The sequence below is a fragment of the Streptomyces sp. MNU76 genome, from assembly GCF_020982545.1.
Lineage (GTDB): Bacteria > Actinomycetota > Actinomycetes > Streptomycetales > Streptomycetaceae > Streptomyces.
Genome location: NZ_JAJKLK010000021.1, coordinates 243,129 through 263,156, shown reverse-complemented (window position 1 = coordinate 263,156; position 20,028 = coordinate 243,129). Strand labels below are relative to the sequence as shown.

Genomic DNA, 20,028 nt, shown 5'->3' with positions numbered 1-20,028 from the left:
TGTGAGCCCGATGAGCCAGGCGGCACAGAACCTGAACTGGTTGATCACCAATTTCGTGGACAACACCCCCGGGGTGTCGCACACGGTGGTGGTCTCCGCCGACGGACTCCTTCTGGCGATGTCCGAAGGGTTTCCCCGCGACCGTGCCGACCAGCTGGCGGCCGTCGCGTCGGGTCTGACCTCTCTGACCGCGGGTGCCTCCCGCATTTTCGAAGGTGGCAGCGTCAATCAGACGGTTGTGGAGATGGAGCGGGGATTCCTGTTCATCATGTCCATTTCCGACGGTTCCTCGCTCGCCGTACTCGCACATCCGGAAGCCGACATCGGTCTCATCGGGTACGAGATGGCCCTTCTGGTGGATCGTGCCGGCACGGTCCTGACGCCCGATCTTCGTGCGGAGCTCCAGGGCAGCCTGCTCAACTAACAGTCAGACGGTGCGTTTTGGCGTCCTGGGGCCGTAAGGTTTCGGGACGCGGCTTCCAATGAGCCATGGATGCCAGCACAGTCGGAGGAGGAGAGAACGTGGCAACACCCCCAGGCGGTTCATCGTCGGGCAACTGGTCCTACCCTGGTCAGGGGCCGGGCCAGGGTGACCAGAACCGGTACAACTTCCCCTCCGCACCGAGCCGTCAGCAGCCGTACGCACCGCAGGGCCCCGGTCCTTCGCCGTACGACCAGCCGCCGGCGCCGCGCATCCAGCCCGTGCAGCCGCAACGCCGCAGCCCCGAGCCGTCGCCCGCGGGGGCGGCGCACAACCCCCTGGTGCGCCCGTACGCCATGACGGGCGGCCGCACCAGGCCGCGCTACCAGCTCGCCATCGAGGCGCTGGTGCACACCACCGCGCAGCCGCACCAGATGCAGGGCCAGTTGCCCGAGCATCAGCGGATCTGCAACCTCTGCCGAGAGATCAAGTCGGTCGCCGAGATCTCGGCGCTGCTGACCATCCCCCTCGGCGTGGCCAGGATCCTCGTCGCCGACTTGGCGGAGGCGGGCCTGGTCGCCATCCATCAGCCCGGCGGCGACGAGAACGCCGGCGGCCAGCCAGACGTGACACTGCTCGAAAGGGTGCTCAGTGGACTTCGCAAGCTCTAGCGGCGGTCCTTCCCGCTCCACCACCTCGGCGAAGATCGTGGTGGCGGGTGGCTTCGGCGTGGGCAAGACCACGTTCGTCGGGGCCGTCTCGGAGATCAACCCGCTGCGTACCGAGGCCGTGATGACGTCCGCGTCCGCGGGCATCGACGACCTCACCCACACCGGGGACAAGACGACCACCACGGTCGCCATGGACTTCGGCCGTATCACCCTCGACCAGGACCTGATCCTGTACCTGTTCGGCACCCCCGGTCAGGACCGCTTCTGGTTCATGTGGGACGACCTCGTGCGGGGCGCGATCGGTGCGATCGTCCTGGTGGACACGCGTCGTCTTGCCGACTGCTTCCCGGCCGTCGACTACTTCGAGAACAGCGGGCTCCCCTTCGTCATCGCCCTGAACGGCTTCGACGGGCAGCAGCCGTACAACCCGGACGAGGTCCGGGAGGCGCTGCAGATCGGCCCGGACACCCCGATCATCACGACGGACGCGCGGCATCGGGCCGACGCGAAGTCGGCGCTGATCACGCTGGTCGAGCATGCGCTGATGGCTCGCCTGCGGTAGGCCTGCGGCGCTCAGCCGACGATGACAGGGGACCCCTTCCCGTTGTTGCGGGAAGGGGTCCCCTTCGTTGTGGGTCGGGTGCGGGTGGGTGGGGCTTCTCGCGCAGGGCCTGTGTCTTTAGGGGCGCGGGGAACTGCGCGGGCAACCCCCACCCACCCGCACCCGACCCACACGCCAAGGGACCCTCCTTTCGGAGAGGGTCCCTTCGACAAACAGGGCTCAGCGCCAGCTGTGCGGCGCCCTGAAACCCGGCTCGCGTTCCAGGCGCCGCCAGCCCGCGCGGAGGCGGCCGCGGTGGACCGGGGTGGCCTCGGTCGGCCGCGCGGCCGCTCGGGCCAGCAGCAGCGCGGTGATCGCGGCCACTTCCTCCGGCTCGGCGTGGCCCTTCTCGACGCGAATATCAGGCAGCTTCATGGAATCAGTCTCCGTGGATGAGGTTTCCGCAGGGGTACCGCGAAGGAACCGGCGGGTTACTGCGGCGGGTTGCCGTGCTTGCGGGAGGGCAGGTCCGCGTGCTTGGTGTGGAGCATCGCCAGGGAGCGGATGAGGACCGCGCGGGTGTCCGCAGGGTCGATCACGTCGTCCACGAGGCCGCGCTCGGCCGCGTAGTACGGGTGCATCAGCTCGGCCTTGTACTCCTTGACCATCCGGACCCGCATCGCCTCGGAGTCCTCGGCCTCGGCGATCTGGCGCCGGAAGATGACGTTCGCGGCGCCTTCGGCACCCATGACGGCGATCTCGTTGGTGGGCCACGCGTAGGTGAGGTCGGCCCCGATGGACTGGCTGTCCATGACGATGTAGGCACCTCCGTACGCCTTGCGCAGGATCAGCGAGATCCGGGGCACGGTCGCGTTGCAGTAGGCGTACAGCAGCTTCGCGCCGTGACGGATGATTCCACCGTGCTCCTGGTCGACGCCGGGCAGGAAGCCGGGCACGTCCAGAAGAGTGATGATCGGGATGTTGAAGGCGTCGCACATCTGCACGAACCGGGCGGCCTTCTCGCTGGCCTCGATGTCGAGGACGCCCGCGAGGGACTGCGGCTGGTTGGCGACGATGCCGACGACCTGGCCGTCGAGCCGGCCGAGGGCGCAGATGATGTTGCGGGCCCAGCGCTCGTGGATCTCCAGGTAGTCGCCGTCGTCGACGATCTCCTCGATGACCTTGGTCATGTCGTAGGGCCGGTTGCCGTCGGCCGGTACCAGGTCGAGGAGGACGTCGCTGCGGCGGTCCACCGGGTCGGAGGGCTCCACACGCGGCGGGTTCTCGCGGTTGTTCTGCGGGAGCATCGACAGGAGGTAGCGCACCTCGGCGATGCAGGTCTCCTCGTCGTCGTAGGCGAAGTGCGCCACGCCGGAGGTCTCGGCGTGCACGTCCGCGCCGCCCAGGCCGTTCTGGGTGATCTCCTCGCCGGTGACCGCCTTGACCACGTCCGGACCGGTGATGAACATCTGCGAGGTCTCACGGACCATGAAGACGAAGTCCGTCAGGGCGGGGCTGTAGGCCGCGCCGCCCGCGCACGGGCCGAGCATCACACTGATCTGCGGGATGACGCCCGAGGCCCGGGTGTTGCGCTGGAAGATGCCGCCGTAGCCGGCCAGCGCCGAGACGCCCTCCTGGATCCGGGCGCCCGCGCCGTCGTTGAGCGAGACCAGCGGGGCACCGGCCGCGATGGCCATGTCCATGATCTTGTGGATCTTCGTGGCGTGGGCCTCGCCCAGCGCCCCGCCGAAGATCCGGAAGTCATGGGCGTAGACGAAGACCGTACGGCCCTCCACCGTGCCCCAACCGGTGATCACACCGTCGGTGTACGGCTTCTTGGCCTCCAGACCGAACCCGGTGGCCCGGTGCCGGCGCAACTGCTCGACCTCGTTGAACGAGCCCGCATCCAGCAGCAGTTCGATGCGCTCCCGGGAGGTCAGCTTGCCCTTGGCGTGCTGCGCCTCGGTCGCCTTCTCGCTGGGGCCGGCCAACGCCTGGGCACGGATCTCGTGCAGTTCGGCCACTCGCCCGCGCGCGTCCGTCGGCTCACCCGGTGCCTCATCCAAAACGGTCATGTAGTGACCTTACGAAGCCGAGCGAGGAAAGCGGTCCGTCGACTCCGTACAGTCTCCGGCGTGTTTTCCTGGTACCCCTGAACAGAACCTCGTCCCCATGCAGTCGAACCGACTGCTCAGGGGGTGTGGGGCTTGTAGGAGTCACACAAAGGCGGCTCGGACCTGTCAGGGGAGAATCAGGTCACAGGTGTGAGTGGCGCAGGCCGTGCCGGGGGTGATGCGGAGCCGTAGCCGGCCGGGGGCCGACTCCAGCACCTCGACCGGGCCGTCCGCCCGGGTCACCGTACGGAACGGGCCACTCCAGATGATCTCCACCGGCTCGCCGGTGCGCGCCGGTTCGCTCACGCAGAGGGTAGCGCCCCTCCCCCGGTGGCGGACCAGCACGCTCGCCCCGGCGGACGCCGTGAGCGGGCCCGCCGCACCGGACCCCCAGAAGTTGGCGGCGATCAGCCCGAGCGAGGGGACGTGGACGGCCTGGCTCGTGCTGTCGTTGGTGAAGATCGACAACCAGCGCCGGTCGGCGGCACGGGCCTCGACGGCGTGGCGGGACGCTCCGGGCATGAGCAGATAGGCGTAGTCGGCGTTCACCGGATCGGTGCCGTGGTCCAGCCAGAGGGTCTGCCAGCGCCGGGTGCGGCGCTCGGTCGTACCGCCGGTGTTGATGTCGGACCAGGCTCCGGTGCGGTCCTCGCGGAGGGTGCGCAGGGCGCCGTCCGACCGCGCGTCGGGGAGGACCCAGCCGCCGTGGCCGTCCAGATGTGCCCAGCGGCGGCCTCGGACCAGCGGCTGGGGAGCCGCCGTGGCGCCGTTCTCCCCCGGCTCCCCCAGGTTCCGGTTGTCGACCACCGTCTCCACCGGCGCCCCGTCCGCGCACGTGATCCCCGCCCCGAGGCAGATGACGGCGTCCGCGACGCAGAACCACGACTTGTGGGCCCGGAGCGTGGAGCCGAGGCCGGCGAGGTGCTGGCCGATGGCCGCGTACTCGCCGTCGGTCGTACCGCCGACCCAGCGGACGGCGGGCTTCGGCGCGCCCCATTCACCGCCCTCGCGGTCGGCGAGCCGTTTGGTGGAGACGGTGGTGCCGGGGAGGCGGTACCAGTCGACGGTGGGCCAGAACCAGTTCGTGTACTGGTCGCCGTGCCCCTCGGCCCACCACAGGGTGGTCCCCGAACCCGTGTGCCAGCCGCGCGGGTTCTCGCCGTTGCCGCACTCGTAGTGGGCGATGCGGTCGGAGGCCATGGCGATGTTCACGGTGAAGACGGGGCGGCGGTGGACGGCTCTGTCCATGGCCGGAAAGAGGCGGTGGTCGACGGGTTCGGGCGCGGCGGCGACCGGGGAGGCGGCGACGGCGTGCAGCCGGGCCAGGTCCGCGACACCGAACTGTCGCGCCGTGAGGATCGGTGTCACCGTGTCGCGTTCGATCCACCCCTTGATCCGCCCGTGCCACCGCTCGCGCTCGGCGGGGCCGGCGCCGAGCGCGAGCAGCGCGATCGCCGCGATGATCCCCTGACCATGGAAGTGGTCGCTGCGCATGATGTGCCGGTCGTCGCCCTTGAGGTAACCCCGGCTGATGGCACGGCCGTTGACGCTGTCCATCACCAGTCCGTCGAGGACGAGCGGGGCGAAGGCCCGCTCCACGCCGTCGAGCACGGCCTGCCGGTTCGGATCCGTGACCGCCCAGCTCGACCCGGCCAGCAGCGCGAGGAGCCGGCCGAGTCCGTCGAGCATGACCTGCCCGTACGTGCCCGAGTAGGCGACCCAGGTGTGCTGCACGAACGAGCCGTCGGCGTAGAGGCCGTCCCCCCGGGTGACGTACGGGAAGACGGGTGAGAGGGCGTCGCGGGCGAGGGCGATCTTCTCGGGGGCGCGGCCGAGGATGCCGCGCAGGGCCACGGAGCGGCAGAGGTCGACGCGGTTGGCGCCGGTGGAGGTGCCGCTGTAGTCGCGGAGCATCGCGTCGGGGATGAAGTGGTCGATCGCCGCGCAGGCGTCGGCGATGCGGGCGGGGGTCAGTTCGTCGTACAGGGCGGCGACGATGTCCAGCAGGAGGCGCGGGCTGCCGATCTGCCACTCCCACCAGTTGCCGTAGTGGGTGGTGCCGGGGTGGTAGACGGTCGCGGTGAGGTGGTCGAGACCGCGCAGGACGTCCGCGAGGAGGGCGGTGTCGCCGGTACGGCCGGTGCCGGGCTGGAGGTAGGCCTGGGTCATCGTCCACAGGCGGCTGTAGCTCTGGGTGATTCCCGCGGGCGGGTCGAAGGGGTGGCCCGGCCAGAGGGAGTTCGCGGTGGGCGCCATGGCCGCGCGGAAGGCGTGGGCGAGGTCGCCGGTCTCGCGCAGGCGGGTGGCGTAGGGCTCGGCGATGGGGTCGTAGCCCTCGCCGAGCGCGATGGCGAGCCAGCGGCGGCGGAGGGTGTCGTACTCGTCGGCCGCGTGGGCGGGGCCGGGAGCGGTCGTGGCCGCCAGGGTCGCGGCGAGGAGCAGGACGGTCCGGCGTGTGGGGGTCATGGCCATGCCGTGTACCACTCGGGAGCCATCGGATCAACAACGCGTGACACACCGATCACCGAATCGATACAGTTGAAAATTGAACGGAATAGGTCTACGGTGGGCCGTGTTCAGTTCGTTGAACATTGAACGACATCACTCAAGGAGTCACGTCATGGGTATCTTCGGCCGCAGCAACTCGACCACCGACACCGACACCACCTCGGCGACCGTCTCCGCGGTGAACCCCGACCTCGCCGCGCTGACCGGCGACTACTCGATCGACGCGTCCCACACCACGATCGGTTTCACGGCCCGCCACGCCATGGTCACCAACGTCAAGGGCGCCTTCCTGGACTTCTCCGGCAGCCTGCACCTGGACGGTACGGACCCGTCCCAGTCCACCGCCTCCATCGACGTCAAGATGGAGAGCATCGACACCGGCAACGCCGACCGGGACGGTCACCTGAAGAGCGCGGACTTCTTCCGGACGGAGGAGTTCCCGACCATGACCTTCCGCTCCACCAAGGCGGAGGCCCTCGGCGGCGACGACTACCGCATCACCGGCGATCTCTCCATCCTGGGCACGACCAAGCCGCTCACCATCGACCTGGAGTTCAACGGCGCCGCCAAGGACCCCTTCGGCAACGAGCGCGTCGGCTTCGAGGGCAAGGCGGAGATCCTGCGCTCCGAGTGGGGTCTGACCTGGAACGCGGCGCTGGAGACGGGCGGCGTCCTGGTGTCGGACAAGATCAAGCTCACCTTCGACATCTCGGCGATCCGGAACGCGTGACCTCTTCGGCGGTCCCGCCGCGCGGTTCCGACACGCTCTGACACGCGGCTGCGACGCCCCACCGAGCCCTCGCCCTCCGACTGCCCACGGGGCAGTCGGAGGGCGAGGGCTCGGCCTTGTCCGTACGCCCTGGACGACCGCGCCCTCCAGCACCTGGTCGAGCACGCGGCGCTGTCGGCCCTCGGGGTCGGGGCTGGACAGTCCCGCCGTACTCACCAGGGCCTTCCACAGTGCCCAGCCCCGGGCCCGTCGCCAGGCGTCGTCGGGGAGGCCGACGGTATCGCGCAAGTCCTTCCCTTCCTCGCCGGTGAAGTGGTTCCAGGCGACCACGAGGTCGCAGGCGGGGTCGCCGACGCCGGAGGAACCGAAGTCGATGAGGGCGGAGAGAGCCCCCTCCGCGGTCAGCAGGTTCCCGACGCAGACGTCACCGTGGAACCAGGTCGGCGCGGAGAGCCAGGCGGAGGTCGGCGCTTCGGCCCACACGGTCCGGCAGGCCGCGACGTCGACGGAGTCCGCCAGCCGCTCCGGGGCCGCCTCGGCCTCGTCGCCGTAGACGCTGGGATGGCAGCCCCGGAAGTACGAGTGCCGTCCGGCGGCCGGGCCACGCCCGACCGGTGCCTCGCGCAGTCGGGCGAGGAAGTCGCCGAGGTCGCGGGCGAGACGCGTCCGGTCGACGCCCGTCGCGACCTCGACCGTCTCCCCCGGGAGCCAGCGCCGCACCGACCACGGGAACGGGTATCCCGCGCCCGGCGCACCGACCGCGACCGGCTCCGCCACGGGCAACGGCACGTGCCGGGCGTCCGGGGCCGTCGCACTCCGATTTTCGCGGGAGGGTTCGCTGATCGGCCGTGGGCGGGAAGTGGGCTGGCTGGTTCGTACCTCTTGTGTGCGCGGTGCCGACGTTCTCATAATCCTGCAACAGAAATTGACCTGGGCATGCCAGCAGAGGCGATTTCCTGTCGTCTCATTGGCATGCCTATGCCATATCTGCGGTTCGGCAGTACGCGTCATCGAACGACTCATCGCATGTCAACCCCCCACGGAAGGCATCACGTTGAAGCGACTCATCACCGCCCTGAAGAGATGTGCGGTTGTCGGTGCCGCCGCGCTCGCGATCGCCAGCCTGCAGCCCGTGTCGGCGGCGACGGCCGCGCCGGCGCCGGTGGTCGGCGGAACGCGGGCCGCGCAGGGCGAGTTCCCGTTCATGGTCCGGTTGTCGATGGGCTGTGGCGGCTCCCTGTACACCCAGCAGATCGTGCTCACGGCCGCGCACTGCGTGGGCGCGACGGGCAACAACACCAGCATCACGGCCACGGCCGGTGTCGTGGACCTCCAGAGCACCAGCGGCCGGGTCCAGGTCCGCTCGACCAAGGTCTACCGGGCCCCCGGCTACAACGGCGACGGCAAGGACTGGGCACTCATCAAGCTCGCCTCGCCCATCAACCTCCCGACCCTGAAGATCGCCACGACCACCGCGTACAACTCCGGCACCTTCACGGTCGCCGGCTGGGGCGCGGCCACCCAGGGCGGCGCGCAGCAGCGATACATGCTCAAGGCGACCGTGCCGTTCGTGAGCGACGCGACGTGTCGTTCCTACAGCGGCTACGGCGGGCTCATCGCCGCCGAGGAGATCTGCGCCGGGTACGCGGCGGGTGGCGTCGACACCTGCCAGGGCGACTCCGGCGGTCCGATGTTCCGCCGGGACAACGCCAACCAGTGGATCCAGGTCGGCATCGTCAGCTGGGGCATAGGCTGCGCCCGGCCCAACGCCCCCGGTGTCTACAGCGAGGTGTCGACCTTCGCGTCCCAGATCGCGGCGGCCGCGTCGACTCTCTGACGAGGCTCCGCGACAGCGCCCGTCGTCTCTCGCACGACCCCGCACCACCTCGCATGACCTCGTACGACGTCCACGGGCCCGGCGGCTCCCAGCGCCGGGCCCGTGTTCGTGTCTGTGTGTCCGGGGCCGGGCCGGTCCGGCGTTCGTGGCGGCCCGGCCCGGGGCGGTTCTCAGAAGCCTCCGCCGAAGTCGCCGCCGCCTCCGAAGTCGCCCCCTCCGCCGAAGTCACCACCGCCGAAGCCGCCGGTGAAGTCGCCCGTGTCGAAGTCGCCGCCCGAGACGTCGCCGCCGCCGTAGCCGGAGCCCGCGCCGAAGTCGCCGTAACCGGAGCCGTACATGGCGGCGTACGAGGGGGTGGCCATCATGCTGCCGAGCATGGTGCCGACGAGCAGGCCGGGGAGGATGCCGCCGCCGAAGTAGCCGCCCGCCCAGGGGCCGTAGGCCGGGCCGGCGTCCCAGTACGGGCGGCGGGCGCCGGAGACCGTCTCCACCTCGCGGATCACGGGGTCCTGGCCGTCGGCGAGGCGGGCTCGGTCGGCGGCGCAGACCGGCACCTCGCGTGCGGTGCCGACGCCCGGGTCCCACAGGACGTCCGCGACCGACGGACCGTGGCGGGGGTCGAAGAAGCAGGGGGCGCGGCGCTCCGGCAGGGGGCGGCCCGCTCTGCGGGCGGCGAGCTGGGCCAGGGAGAAGCGGCCGTCCTCCAGGGTCTGGGTCACCGCGCGGACCTCCTCGGGGCGGGTGGCGGCCGCCATGAGGGACTTGGCCTTCTCGTAGGCGTCCAGGGCCCGTTCGTAGTCGGCGCGCATCGCGTCGTCGGCGCCGGCCTCGGCGGGGTGGAAGTCCAGGCGTTCCAGTTCCTCGCCGAAGGCCGTGATGTCCTCGTCGACCACCACGGCGAGCTTGGCCAGCGCCTCGCGGCGTTCCTCCTCCTTGCGGCGGCGGCCTCGGCGGACCAGCGCGTACGCGCCGACGCCGCCCGCGACCACGACCGCGCCCGCCGCCGCCAGGGCGCCGGCGTCCACGCCCGCGTCGGCACCGTCGCTCCAGCTCGACGGGGCGGTGCCGCCGGGGTTGCTGCGCAGGGCGTCGTCCACGAAGTCGTTGAGCTGGGCCTTCGGGTCGCCGGCGCCCTGGACCGCGGTGACCAGGTTGGCGACGGCGTCCTGGCTCAGGACGCTGCTGTCGGCGCGGGCGTCGAAGCGGTCGCCGAGGCGGACGGCGTAGAGACCGGTGATGCCCGTCTCGGTGCGGAGGTTCTGGAAGAGGTTCTCGGTGGGGTGTCCGGCCGGGAGGACCGCCACGAAGATCGGCTCGTCCGCGTCCTCGATCTTGTCCGCGAGGGCCTCGGCGTCCGTCGAGGAGAGCAGGTCGGTGGCGGCCGGGTCGACGTAGACGGGGCCCTCGCGCAGGGCCGCGGCCACCGTGGACAGGTCGGTGGCCGCGTGTGCGCCGGGCGCACCGACCGACAGCACCGCCAGGGTCGCCGCGGCGAGCGGCGCGATCACTAGGCGGAGGAGGAGACGACGTCGACTCGGTACGCCTTTCATATCTTCGAAGCTACCTCGATCGTCAGGAAAACGGACGATTCGATCAACGGGGATCGTGAGCTCTGCGGCTGTCGGGGGCGGCGCTGGGGTGCGTTGTCGGGTGCCGGCCCGGTGGGGCTTCTCGCGCAGTTCCCCGCGCCCCTGAAAAGCAGGGGCTGCGCCCCATGCTTTTCATCCCCGCAGCCCGGCCTCTTTCAGACCCACACCCGACAACCACCCCCACCCACCCGGACCTACTCCGCCGGCTCCACGCCCGCGCGCAGCAACCCGTAGGTGTACGCATCCTCCAGCGCCTGCCACGACGCGGCGATCACGTTGTCGGCGACGCCCACCGTGGACCACTCACCCGTGCCGTCCGTCGTGGAGATCAGCACCCGTGTCGTGGAGTTGGTGCCGTGCTTGCCCTCCAGGATGCGGACCTTGTAGTCCACCAGCTCCAGCTTGGCGAGCTGGGGGTAGATCTTCTCCAGGGCGACGCGCAGGGCGCGGTCGAGCGCGTTGACGGGGCCGTTGCCCTCCGCCGTGGCGACGATGCGCTCGCTCTTGGACCACAGCTTGACCGTGGCCTCGTTGGCGTGGCTGCCGTCGGGGCGGTCCTCGACGATGGCCCGCCAGGACTCCGTACGGAAGTACCGCTGCGGCTTGCCCGCGACCTCGTCGCGCAGCAGGATCTCGAAGCTGGCGTCGGCGGCCTCGTAGGTGTAACCGCGCAGCTCGCGCTCCTTGACCCGCTCGACGACCCGGCCGACCATCTCGCGGTCGTCGCCGAGGTCGACGCCCAGTTCCTTGCCCTTCAGCTCGATGGAGGCGCGGCCCGCCATGTCGGAGACCAGCATCCGCATGGTGTTGCCGACCTGCTCGGGGTCGATGTGCTGGTACAGGTCCGGGTCGACCTTGATCGCGGAGGCGTGCAGGCCGGCCTTGTGCGCGAAGGCCGATACACCGACGTACGGCTGGTGGGTGGAGGGAGTGAGGTTGACGACCTCGGCGATCGCGTGCGAGATCCGCGTCATCTCGCGCAGAGCGCCCTCGGGGAGGACCTTCTTGCCGTACTTCAGCTCCAGCGCGGCGACGACCGGGAAGAGGTTGGAGTTGCCGACGCGCTCGCCGTAGCCGTTGGCGGTGCACTGGACGTGGGTGGCGCCCGCGTCGACGGCGGCCAGGGTGTTGGCGACCGCGCAGCCGGTGTCGTCCTGGGCGTGGATGCCGAGGCGGGCGCCGGTGTCGGCGAGGACGGTGGCGACGACGGCCTGGACCTGGGCGGGGAGCATGCCACCGTTGGTGTCGCAGAGGATCACCACGTCGGCGCCGGCCTCGGAGGCGGTACGGACGACGGCCTTGGCGTACTCGGGGTTGGCCCGGTAGCCGTCGAAGAAGTGCTCGCAGTCGACGAAGACCCGGCGGCCCTGGGCACGGAGGTGGGCGACGGTGTCGCGGACCATCTCCAGGTTCTCGTCGAGGGTGGTGCGCAGGGCCAGTTCCACATGACGGTCATGGGACTTCGCGACCAGGGTGATCACCGGAGCGCCGGAGTCGAGCAGGGCCTTGACCTGGGGGTCCTCGCTCGCCTTGCCGCCCGCGCGGCGGGTGGCGCCGAACGCGACCAGCTGGGCGTGCTTGAAGTCGATCTCCTTCTGCGCGCGGGCGAAGAACTCGGTGTCGCGCGGGTTGGCGCCGGGCCAGCCGCCCTCGATGAAGCCCACGCCGAAATCGTCCAGGTGCCGTGCGATGGCCAGCTTGTCCGCGACGGTGAGGTTGATGCCCTCGCGCTGGGCGCCGTCGCGCAGGGTGGTGTCGAAGACGTGGAAGGAGTCGTCGAGTTCGCTGGTTTCCGTCATGGTGTCAAGGCTCCTGCTGTTGGATCCCGCTGGATCTCGGTCTGTACCGGAATGACCGGCTCCACCGTCCCCAATGGTCCCTCGCGCTGCGCTCCCGGCTGAAGGTGGGCCAGAAAAGCGAAAAACCCCTCGCGGGTGCGAGAGGTCTGCGCGCGGGTCGAGGACGACGGTGTCCACCCGTACCTGGTCGTACGTGGCGGTCACTGCGGACCGGCGCGCCTGCTGCCAATAATCATGGCGAACGAGAGCACGGGGGCAGTCTGGCACAGACCGCCCCCGCCCTCACCGTCCGTCTCAGGATGCGAACAGCGTGCTGATCACCTCACGGTCACCGCCCTCACCGCATACCGCAATCACCGCTGTCACCGGAGTGGACCGGAACACGGCAGGGCCGCCGCGGACGAGGTGTCCGCGGCGGCCCTGAGGGAGTTCTCCGTTCGGCGTCAGCCCAGCTCGTGCATCCAGCCGTGCTTGTCCTCGACCGTGCCGCGCTGGATGTTCAGCAGCGCCTCGCGGAGCTTGAGGGTGACGGGGCCGGGCTCGCCGCCGGACTGCTGCCAGGCGGCGCCGGTGCGCTTGACCGTGCCCACGGGCGTGATGACGGCGGCCGTACCGCAGGCGAAGACCTCGGTGAGGGCGCCGCTCTCGGAGTCGGCCTGCCACTGGTCGATGGAGATGCGGCCCTCCTCGGCGGCGTAGCCGAGGTCCGCGGCGACCGTCAGCAGGGAGTCACGGGTGACGCCCTCCAGGATGGAGCCGGTGAGCGAAGGGGTGACGATGCGGTCGCCGTACACGAAGTACAGGTTCATGCCGCCGAGTTCCTCGACCCACTTGCGCTCGACCGCGTCGAGGTAGCAGACCTGGGCGCAGCCCTCGGCCGCCGCCTCGGCCTGGGCGAGGAGGGAGGCCGCGTAGTTGCCGCCGGTCTTGGCGTCGCCCATGCCGCCGGGCACCGCGCGGACATGGTCCTCGGAGACCCAGATGGAGACGGGCTGCACCCCGCCGGGGAAGTAGGCGCCGGCCGGGGAGGCGATCACGAGGAAGAGATACTCGCCCGCCGGCTTGACGCCCAGGCCGACCTCGGTGGCGATCATGAAGGGGCGGAGGTAGAGGGACTCCTCGCCGCCGTGGGCCGGGACCCAGGCCTGGTCCTGCCGCACCAGCACGTCACACGCCTCGATGAACGTCTCGACCGGCAGTTCGGGCATGCCGAGCCGGCGGGCGGAGGCCTGGAAGCGGCGGGCGTTCTTCTCCGGGCGGAAGGTGGCGACGGAGCCGTCCGGCTGCCGGTAGGCCTTCAGGCCCTCGAAGATCTCCTGCGCGTAGTGCAGGACCATGGTGGCCGGGTCCAGGGAGAGCGGCGCGTACGGAACGAGCTGGCCGTCGTGCCAGCCACGACCCTCGGTCCACTTGATGACGACCATGTGGTCGGTGAAGTGGCGGCCGAAACCGGGGTTGGCCAGGACCGCGTCGCGCTCGGCGTCGGAGAGCGGACTGGCGGAGGGCTTGAGCTCGATCGTGGGCGTCATGAGTGGGTGTCCTTCACCGGTTGTTGTGACGGGCCGCGCTCACATCCGTACTGCCAGTGGCGAGTGCTAGGACGTCCGAGCATTCCCTCATTCGGCGGCCCCGCGTTCGATTATCGCAAGCGGAGTCGGCGGAAGAAAACGGCGTGAATGCGACCCAGGGGATGATGGTGGCACCCGGCGGGAACATGCGGAAGCCGCCGGGTGCGGTAGCGACCCGGCGGCTTCGAAAGATTTCGAGTGGGCGCGGCGGGTCAGCCGGCTACTCGTACGGCGAGCGCGTCGCCGATCTCGGCCGTCGAACGGGCGGGCTTCCCGACGCGCTCCGCGAGGTCGGCGGAGACGGCCTCCTCGATACGAGCGGCCTCGGACTCGTGGCCGAGGTGGCGCAGGAGGAGGGCGACGGAGAGGACCGTGGCGGACGGGTCGGCCTTGCCCTGGCCGGCGATGTCCGGGGCCGAGCCGTGCACCGGCTCGAACATGGACGGGAACGCGCCGGAGGGGTTGATGTTGCCGGAGGCCGCGACGCCGATGCCGCCTGAGACAGCCGCGGCGAGGTCGGTGATGATGTCGCCGAAGAGGTTGTCGGTGACGATCACGTCGAACCGGGCCGGGTCGGTGACCAGGTAGATCGTGGCCGCGTCGACGTGGATGTAGTCGGTGGTGACCTCGGGGAACTCCTCGGCCACCTTGTTGAAGATGTTCGTCCACAGGTGACCGGCGAAGGTCAGCACGTTGTTCTTGTGGACGAGGGTGAGCTTCTTGCGCGGGCGGGCCTGGGCGCGGGCGAACGCGTCACGCACGACCCGCTCGACGCCGAAGGCCGTGTTGACGGAGACCTCGGTGGCGACCTCGTGCTCGGTGCCCTTGCGGATGGTGCCGCCGTTGCCGGTGTAGGGGCCCTCGGTGCCCTCGCGGACCACGACGAAGTCGATCTCGGGCTGGCCGGCGAGCGGGGTGGCGACACCGGGGAGCAGCTTCGAGGGACGCAGGTTCACGTGGTGGTCGAAGGCGAAGCGGAGCTTGAGCAGGAAGCCGCGCTCCAGGACCCCGGAGGGGACGCTCGGGTCGCCGATCGCGCCGAGGAGGATCGCGTCGTGCTGCTTCAGCGCGTCGAGGTCGGCGTCGGTGAGGGTCTCCCCGGTGGCGTGGTAACGCTTGGCGCCGAAGTCGTACTCCTTGGTCTCCAGCTTCACATCCTGCGGAAGGACGGCGGAGAGGACCTTGAGCCCCTGGGCCACGACTTCCTGACCGATGCCGTCACCGGGGATCACTGCGAGATTGAGGCTGCGAGACATGACGGCACCGTACTCCTTGTCCCATGGAATGACACGAGGCGTCCGCGATACGGACGAACGATCGGGTGACGCTGCCCACACGTCACCACGCGTTCACCCGTACGGGGGGCGGGTGTTGGGATTCGCTGGGAACTTCGAGAGCATGACCCACCCTTCCAGGGACACACCCCCCGGACCTCCCGTACTCGACTTCGGCATCCCCCCGCGGCTCGCACGCCGGATGAGCATGGCCGAGCAGTACGAGTACCTGCGGACGAAGTTCTCCCGGCGCCGCACCCTGGTGACGGCGGGCTCGCTGGCGGCCGGCGGGCTGCTGACCGGCTGCGGCGGGTCCGGCTCGCCGGCCTCGCCGAACGCGACGACCTCGGCCCCGTCGCCCGCCACCTCCAAGGCGCCCGGTTCCGCCGTCACCCCCTTCGGCCGCCATCTGGCGTTCGGCGCGGACCCGAAGACCCGGATGCGGATCTCCTGGCAGGTGCCGTTCGCGGTGAGGAAGCCGTACGTGCGGGTGGGCCTGAAGCCCGAGGAGCTGACCCGGAAGGTCGAGGCGGAGGTACGCGACCTGCACACGCCGGGCATCGAGGGCGTGCGCCTGGAGCTGGACCAGTACTACCTGCACGCGGCCCTGGACGGCCTGCGCCCCGGCACGACGTACTACTACGGCGTCGGCCACGAGGGCTTCGACCCGGCCGACCCGGCCCATCGCTCCACGATCGGCACCTTCCGTACGGCACCCGCCGCGCCGGAGACGTTCGTGTTCACCGCGTTCGGCGACCAGGGCGTCGGAAAGGCGGCGGCGGCGAACGACAACCTGATCGTCCGTCAGAAGCCCGCCTTCCACCTCCACGCCGGCGACATCTGCTACGCCAACGGCAACGGCAAGGGGGTCGAGTCGGACGGCTACGACCCCGGGTTCTGGGACCTGTTCCTCAAGCAGAACGAACCGGTGGCCAGGTCCGTGCCGTGGATGGTGACGACCGGCAACCACGACATGGAGGCCTGGTACTCGCCGGACGGCTACGGCGGTCAGCTCGCCCGCTGGTCCCTCCCCGACAACGGCTTCGACCCCCGCGCGGCGCCGGGCGTGTACGCGTTCACCTACGGCAACGTCGGCTTCGTGGCGCTGGACGCGAACGACGTGTCGTACGAGATCCCCGCCAACCTCGGCTACTCGGGCGGCAAGCAGACCGAGTGGCTGGACAGGAAGCTGGGGGAGCTGCGGGCCGCGAAGGGCATCGACTTCATCGTCGTCTTCTTCCACCACTGCGCCTACTCGACGTCCTCGCACGCCTCCGACGGCGGTGTCCGCGACGCCTGGCCGCCGCTGTTCGCGAAGCACCAGGTGGACCTGGTGATCAACGGCCACAACCACGTCTACGAGCGCACCGACGCCGTCAAGGGCGGCGAGGTCGGCAGGCCGGTGCCCATCGGGGCGTCGACGGACCCGACCCGGGACGGCGTCGTGTACGTCACGGCGGGCGGCGGTGGACGCGATCTGTACGGCTTCCCGTCCGGTGTGAAGGAGAGCTACGAGGGACACATCACCCGCCATGAGGCCGTCGAGACCTTCGAGTGGACCAGGTCGCGCGCGTCGAAGCCGGAGACGGTGGAGTGGTCGCGGGTGCGCTACCGGGGCTTCTCGCTGCTCTCGGTGGAGGCGGTCAGCGGAGCGCGACCGGCCCTGAAGGTGTCGGCACTGGCCCAGAACGGCGACCGCGTCGACCACTTCGAGGTGCGGCGCGGCACGTGAGCCTGTTCCGGGGTGCGGCGCGGCGCGCGGGTCGTCGTCCCGCGGCCGCACCGCACCCCGACACGGGCGGCTCCCGGCGGGTGGGTGGGCTCAGTGCCCGGTCGAGCCGCCGTTGTCCCGGCGGTCGAGGGCGCGCTGGAGGGCGGCCGCGGCATTCTCGCGGTCGGACTCGGTGGTCCGGGAAACGTGACGGACTCGGCGGCGGACGGTCGTCTCGGCCATGGGGAATCGACTCCTTCGAGGCAATCCGGAGTACGGAAACGGGAGGTTTACGAGACGCCGGATGGGGCGGGGAGCGGGGCCGCAGGGGTTGCCTGCCTCGGGCTCCGGCTCACGACCGCCATTCGCTGGATCGAGCGAGACGTTCGGCTCCTACAAAGCTAGGTGAGTGCGGCGCGCCTGTCTCCACAATTAGTCGGACTTCCTACTATCTGAGACGGTGGATTGGGTCACACCGCCCTGACCTGCACTTTCTCGACTCCTTCGCATACGACAGCGCGCCCGGCCCCTCCGTCGCGGAAGGACCGGGCGCGCTGTGGGGGGCCGGTGTCAGCCCATGTGCGGGTACGAGTAGTCGGTCGGCGGGACCAGGGTCTCCTTGATGGCGCGGGTCAGGGTCCAGCGCATCAGGTTCTGGGGGGCGCCGGCCTTGTCGTTGGTGCCGGAGGCCCGGCCGCCGCCGAAGGGCTGCTGGCCGACGACGGCGCCGGTGGACTTGTCGTTGATGTAGAAGTTGCCGGCCGCGTAGCGGAGCTTGTCCATCGTGTACGCGGTGGCCGCGCGGTCGCCCGAGATGACGGAACCCGTCAGGGCGTACGCCGACACCGACTCCATCTGGGTCAGCATCTCCTCGTACCGGTCGTCCTCGTAGACGTGCACGGCGAGGAACGGGCCGAAGTACTCGGTGGTGAAGACCTCGTTCGTCGGGTCGGTGCACTCGACGACGGTCGGGCGGACGAAGTAGCCGACCGAGTCGTCGTAGGAGCCGCCGGCCACGATCGTGCAGGTCGGGTCGGACTTGGCGCGGTCGATGGCGGCCTTGTTCTTGGCGAAGGAGCGTTCGTCGATGACGGCGCCGATGAAGTTGGACAGGTCGGTGACGTCGCCCATGGTCAGGTACTCGACCTCGGCGGCGAACTCCTCCTTGAAGCCGGAGTTCCAGATCGACGCCGGGATGTACGCCCGGGAGGTCGCGCTGCACTTCTGGCCCTGGTACTCGAAGGCGCCGCGGGTGAGGGCGGTCTTGAGCACGGCGCGGTCGGCGCTCGGGTGCGCGACCACGAAGTCCTTGCCGCCGGTCTCGCCGACGAGCCGCGGGTACGAGCGGTACTTCTCGATGTTGGCGCCGACCGTCTTCCACAGGTACTGGAAGGTCTTCGTCGAGCCGGTGAAGTGGATGCCGGCGAGGTCGGGGTGTTCGAGGGCGACCTCGGAGACCGCGATGCCGTCGCCGGTGACGAGGTTGATGACGCCCTTGGGCAGGCCCGCCTCCTCCAGCAGCCGCATGAGCAGGACGGCGGCGTGCGTCTGCGTCGGGGACGGCTTCCAGACCACCACGTTGCCCATCAACGCCGGGGCGGTCGGCAGGTTGCCCGCGATGGCCGTGAAGTTGAACGGGGTGATCGCGTAGACGAAGCCCTCCAGCGGGCGGTGGTCGAGGCGGTTCCACACGCCCGGGGAGTTGGCCGGGGGCTGCTCCGCGAGCAGGTCGCGGGCGTACTTGACGTTGAAGCGCCAGAAGTCGACCAGTTCGCAGGGACAGTCGATCTCGGCCTGCTGGGCGGTCTTCGACTGGCCGAGCATGGTGGAGGCGGCGAGCGTCTCGCGCCACGGGCCCGCGAGGAGGTCGGCGGCGCGCAGGATGATCGCGGCGCGGTCGTCGAAGGACATCGCACGCCAGGCAGGCGCGGCCGCGAGGGCCGCGTCGACGGCGTCCTGGGCGTCCTGGGCGGTGGCGTTGGCGTAGGTACCGAGACGGGCCTTGTGGTTGTGCGGCTGCACCACGTCGAAGCGGTCGCCGCCGCCCATCCGCCGCTCGCCGCCGATGGTCATCGGCAGGTCGATCGGGTTCTCGGCCAGTTCCTTCAGCTTGACCTCCAGCCGGGCGCGCTCGGGCGAGCCGGGGGCGTAGCCGTGCACCGGCTCGTTGACGGGGGTGGGGACCTGGGTCACAGCGTCCATGGGTTCCGTAGCTCCTTACTGAGCGGTGTGTGTGAGCCGTTGTGTGGGGCTCAGCCCTTGCTGACCATGGCGCGGAGGAAGAACCGCAGGTTGGCGGGCTTCTCCGCGAGGCGGCGCATGAAGTAGCCGTACCAGTCCGTGCCGTACGCGGTGTAGACCCGCATCCGGTGTCCCTCGGCGGCGAGCCGCAGGTGCTCGTCGCCGCGGATGCCGTACAGCATCTGGAACTCGTACTCGTCGAGCTTGCGTCCGGCGCGGTGGGCGAGTTCCTGCGCGATGGAGATCAGGCGCGGGTCGTGGGACCCGATCATCGGGTACCCCTCCCCGGCCATGAGGATCTTCAGGACGCGGACGTACGCCTTGTCGATCTCGGCCTTCTGCTGGAAGGCCACGTCGGCGGGCTCCTTGTAGGCGCCCTTCACCAGCCGCACCCGGCTGCCGTTCTCCGCCAGGCGGCGGGCGTCGGCCTCGGTGCGGAAGAGGTACGCCTGGATGACGCAGCCGGTCCCCGGGAAGTCCCGCCGCAGCTCGTCGTGGATGGCGAACATCGAGTCGAGGGTGGTGTGGTCCTCCGCGTCGAGCGTGACCGTCGTGCCGATCGCGGCGGCGGCCTCGACGACCGGGCGGACGTTGGCGAGGGCCAGCTCGTGGCCGCCTTCGAGGGCCTGACCGAAGAGGGAGAGCTTCACGGACATCTCTGCGCGCTCGCCGAGCTCCAGCCCCTTCAGCCGGTCGATCAGCTCCAGATAGGCGTCGCGCGCGGCGGCCGCCTGCTCCGGACGGGTGATGTCCTCGCCGACGACGTCCATCGTCACGTCGAGACCCCGGCCGGTGAGCTCCCGGACGACGGGGACGATGTCGTCGACGCGTTCACCCGGGATGAAGCGGTCGACGACCTGCTTGGTCACGGGCGCAGCCGAGATCAGGCGTCGCATCCGGTCGCTGCGCGACGCGGCGAGAATCACGGGACCCAGCACGGGGCACCTCCACAAACCAGCAGATAGAACCACCGTGAAACCTAAGGATCCCCCCGTTCGCCGACCATCGACAGCTGTCACGTATC

General features: G+C 70.2%; 16 protein-coding genes and 1 pseudogene. 6 read left to right on the top strand and 11 right to left on the bottom strand.

The features are described from left to right. The first annotated feature begins 10 nt into the window (after positions 1 to 10). From E4N62_RS34125 to E4N62_RS34115, 3 genes are all read left to right on the top strand, one after another. Positions 11 to 424 (top strand): roadblock/LC7 domain-containing protein, encoded by a 414-nt coding sequence (locus E4N62_RS34125; RefSeq protein ID WP_004983065.1) that lies wholly within the window; start codon positions 11 to 13, stop codon positions 422 to 424. A gap of 98 nt (positions 425 to 522) precedes the next feature. Next, positions 523 to 1,092: a DUF742 domain-containing protein gene (locus E4N62_RS34120; protein ID WP_230220680.1), complete on the top strand. Its 570-nt coding sequence runs from the start codon at positions 523 to 525 to the stop codon at positions 1,090 to 1,092. Next, positions 1,073 to 1,654 carry an ATP/GTP-binding protein gene (locus E4N62_RS34115; protein WP_009314218.1) on the top strand — a complete coding sequence of 194 codons (582 nt, stop codon included), beginning with the start codon at positions 1,073 to 1,075 and terminating at the stop codon, positions 1,652 to 1,654. Before E4N62_RS34120 ends, E4N62_RS34115 begins: the two co-directional genes overlap by 20 nt. Before the next feature lie 219 nt (positions 1,655 to 1,873). On the opposite strand, the gene E4N62_RS34110 is transcribed toward E4N62_RS34115, so the two are convergent. From E4N62_RS34110 to E4N62_RS34100, 3 genes are all read right to left on the bottom strand, one after another. Further along, positions 1,874 to 2,068 carry an acyl-CoA carboxylase epsilon subunit gene (locus E4N62_RS34110; RefSeq protein ID WP_230220678.1) on the bottom strand — a complete coding sequence of 65 codons (195 nt, stop codon included), beginning with the start codon at positions 2,066 to 2,068 and terminating at the stop codon, positions 1,874 to 1,876. A gap of 56 nt (positions 2,069 to 2,124) precedes the next feature. Beyond that, positions 2,125 to 3,708: an acyl-CoA carboxylase subunit beta gene (locus E4N62_RS34105; protein WP_230220676.1), complete on the bottom strand. Its 1,584-nt coding sequence runs from the start codon at positions 3,706 to 3,708 to the stop codon at positions 2,125 to 2,127. A 165-nt stretch (positions 3,709 to 3,873) separates the two neighbouring features. Then, the gene (locus tag E4N62_RS34100) at positions 3,874 to 6,219 is read right to left on the bottom strand and encodes a polysaccharide lyase 8 family protein (RefSeq protein WP_230220674.1); all 2,346 of its coding nucleotides are present in this window, start codon (positions 6,217 to 6,219) and stop codon (positions 3,874 to 3,876) included. Positions 6,220 to 6,367: 148 nt separating this feature from the next. Between E4N62_RS34100 and E4N62_RS34095 the strand changes: the two genes are divergently transcribed. After that, positions 6,368 to 6,985 (top strand): YceI family protein, encoded by a 618-nt coding sequence (locus E4N62_RS34095; protein WP_230220672.1) that lies wholly within the window; start codon positions 6,368 to 6,370, stop codon positions 6,983 to 6,985. Between the two features lie 294 nt (positions 6,986 to 7,279). On the opposite strand, the pseudogene E4N62_RS34090 reads toward E4N62_RS34095, so the two are convergent. Then, positions 7,280 to 7,894: pseudogene (locus tag E4N62_RS34090) on the bottom strand (phosphotransferase); the annotation flags it as partial. A 145-nt stretch (positions 7,895 to 8,039) separates the two neighbouring features. Between E4N62_RS34090 and E4N62_RS34085 the strand changes: the two are divergent. Then, the gene (locus E4N62_RS34085) at positions 8,040 to 8,822 is read left to right on the top strand and encodes a serine protease (RefSeq protein WP_230220670.1); all 783 of its coding nucleotides are present in this window, start codon (positions 8,040 to 8,042) and stop codon (positions 8,820 to 8,822) included. Positions 8,823 to 8,992: 170 nt separating this feature from the next. Here E4N62_RS34085 and E4N62_RS34080 read toward each other — a convergent pair whose 3' ends face one another. The 4 genes from E4N62_RS34080 to E4N62_RS34065 all read right to left on the bottom strand — a co-directional run bounded on the left by E4N62_RS34080 (position 8,993) and on the right by E4N62_RS34065 (position 15,034). Beyond that, positions 8,993 to 10,372, bottom strand: a complete 1,380-nt coding sequence (locus E4N62_RS34080) for a hypothetical protein (RefSeq protein ID WP_230220668.1) — start codon at positions 10,370 to 10,372, stop codon at positions 8,993 to 8,995. Positions 10,373 to 10,605: 233 nt separating this feature from the next. Then, positions 10,606 to 12,210: a citramalate synthase gene (gene cimA / locus E4N62_RS34075; RefSeq protein WP_230220666.1), complete on the bottom strand. Its 1,605-nt coding sequence runs from the start codon at positions 12,208 to 12,210 to the stop codon at positions 10,606 to 10,608. 443 nt (positions 12,211 to 12,653) lie between these two features. Further along, entirely contained in the window at positions 12,654 to 13,739 is a 1,086-nt protein-coding gene (locus E4N62_RS34070) for a branched-chain amino acid aminotransferase (protein ID WP_230220663.1), read from the bottom strand. A 251-nt stretch (positions 13,740 to 13,990) separates the two neighbouring features. Next, the gene (locus E4N62_RS34065) at positions 13,991 to 15,034 is read right to left on the bottom strand and encodes a 3-isopropylmalate dehydrogenase (protein ID WP_230220661.1); all 1,044 of its coding nucleotides are present in this window, start codon (positions 15,032 to 15,034) and stop codon (positions 13,991 to 13,993) included. Between the two features lie 142 nt (positions 15,035 to 15,176). Between E4N62_RS34065 and E4N62_RS34060 the strand changes: the two genes are divergently transcribed. Beyond that, positions 15,177 to 16,784, top strand: a complete 1,608-nt coding sequence (locus E4N62_RS34060; protein ID WP_230220659.1) for a metallophosphoesterase family protein — start codon at positions 15,177 to 15,179, stop codon at positions 16,782 to 16,784. Positions 16,785 to 16,874: 90 nt separating this feature from the next. Here the strand turns inward: E4N62_RS34060 and E4N62_RS48260 are convergent, their stop codons facing one another. From E4N62_RS48260 to E4N62_RS34050, 3 genes are all read right to left on the bottom strand, one after another. After that, positions 16,875 to 17,006: a hypothetical protein gene (locus E4N62_RS48260; protein ID WP_268270109.1), complete on the bottom strand. Its 132-nt coding sequence runs from the start codon at positions 17,004 to 17,006 to the stop codon at positions 16,875 to 16,877. 327 nt (positions 17,007 to 17,333) lie between these two features. Further along, positions 17,334 to 18,965 carry an L-glutamate gamma-semialdehyde dehydrogenase gene (pruA, locus tag E4N62_RS34055; protein WP_230220657.1) on the bottom strand — a complete coding sequence of 544 codons (1,632 nt, stop codon included), beginning with the start codon at positions 18,963 to 18,965 and terminating at the stop codon, positions 17,334 to 17,336. A gap of 50 nt (positions 18,966 to 19,015) precedes the next feature. Then, the gene (locus E4N62_RS34050; RefSeq protein WP_230220655.1) at positions 19,016 to 19,942 is read right to left on the bottom strand and encodes a proline dehydrogenase family protein; all 927 of its coding nucleotides are present in this window, start codon (positions 19,940 to 19,942) and stop codon (positions 19,016 to 19,018) included. Positions 19,943 to 20,028: the final 86 nt, after the last annotated feature.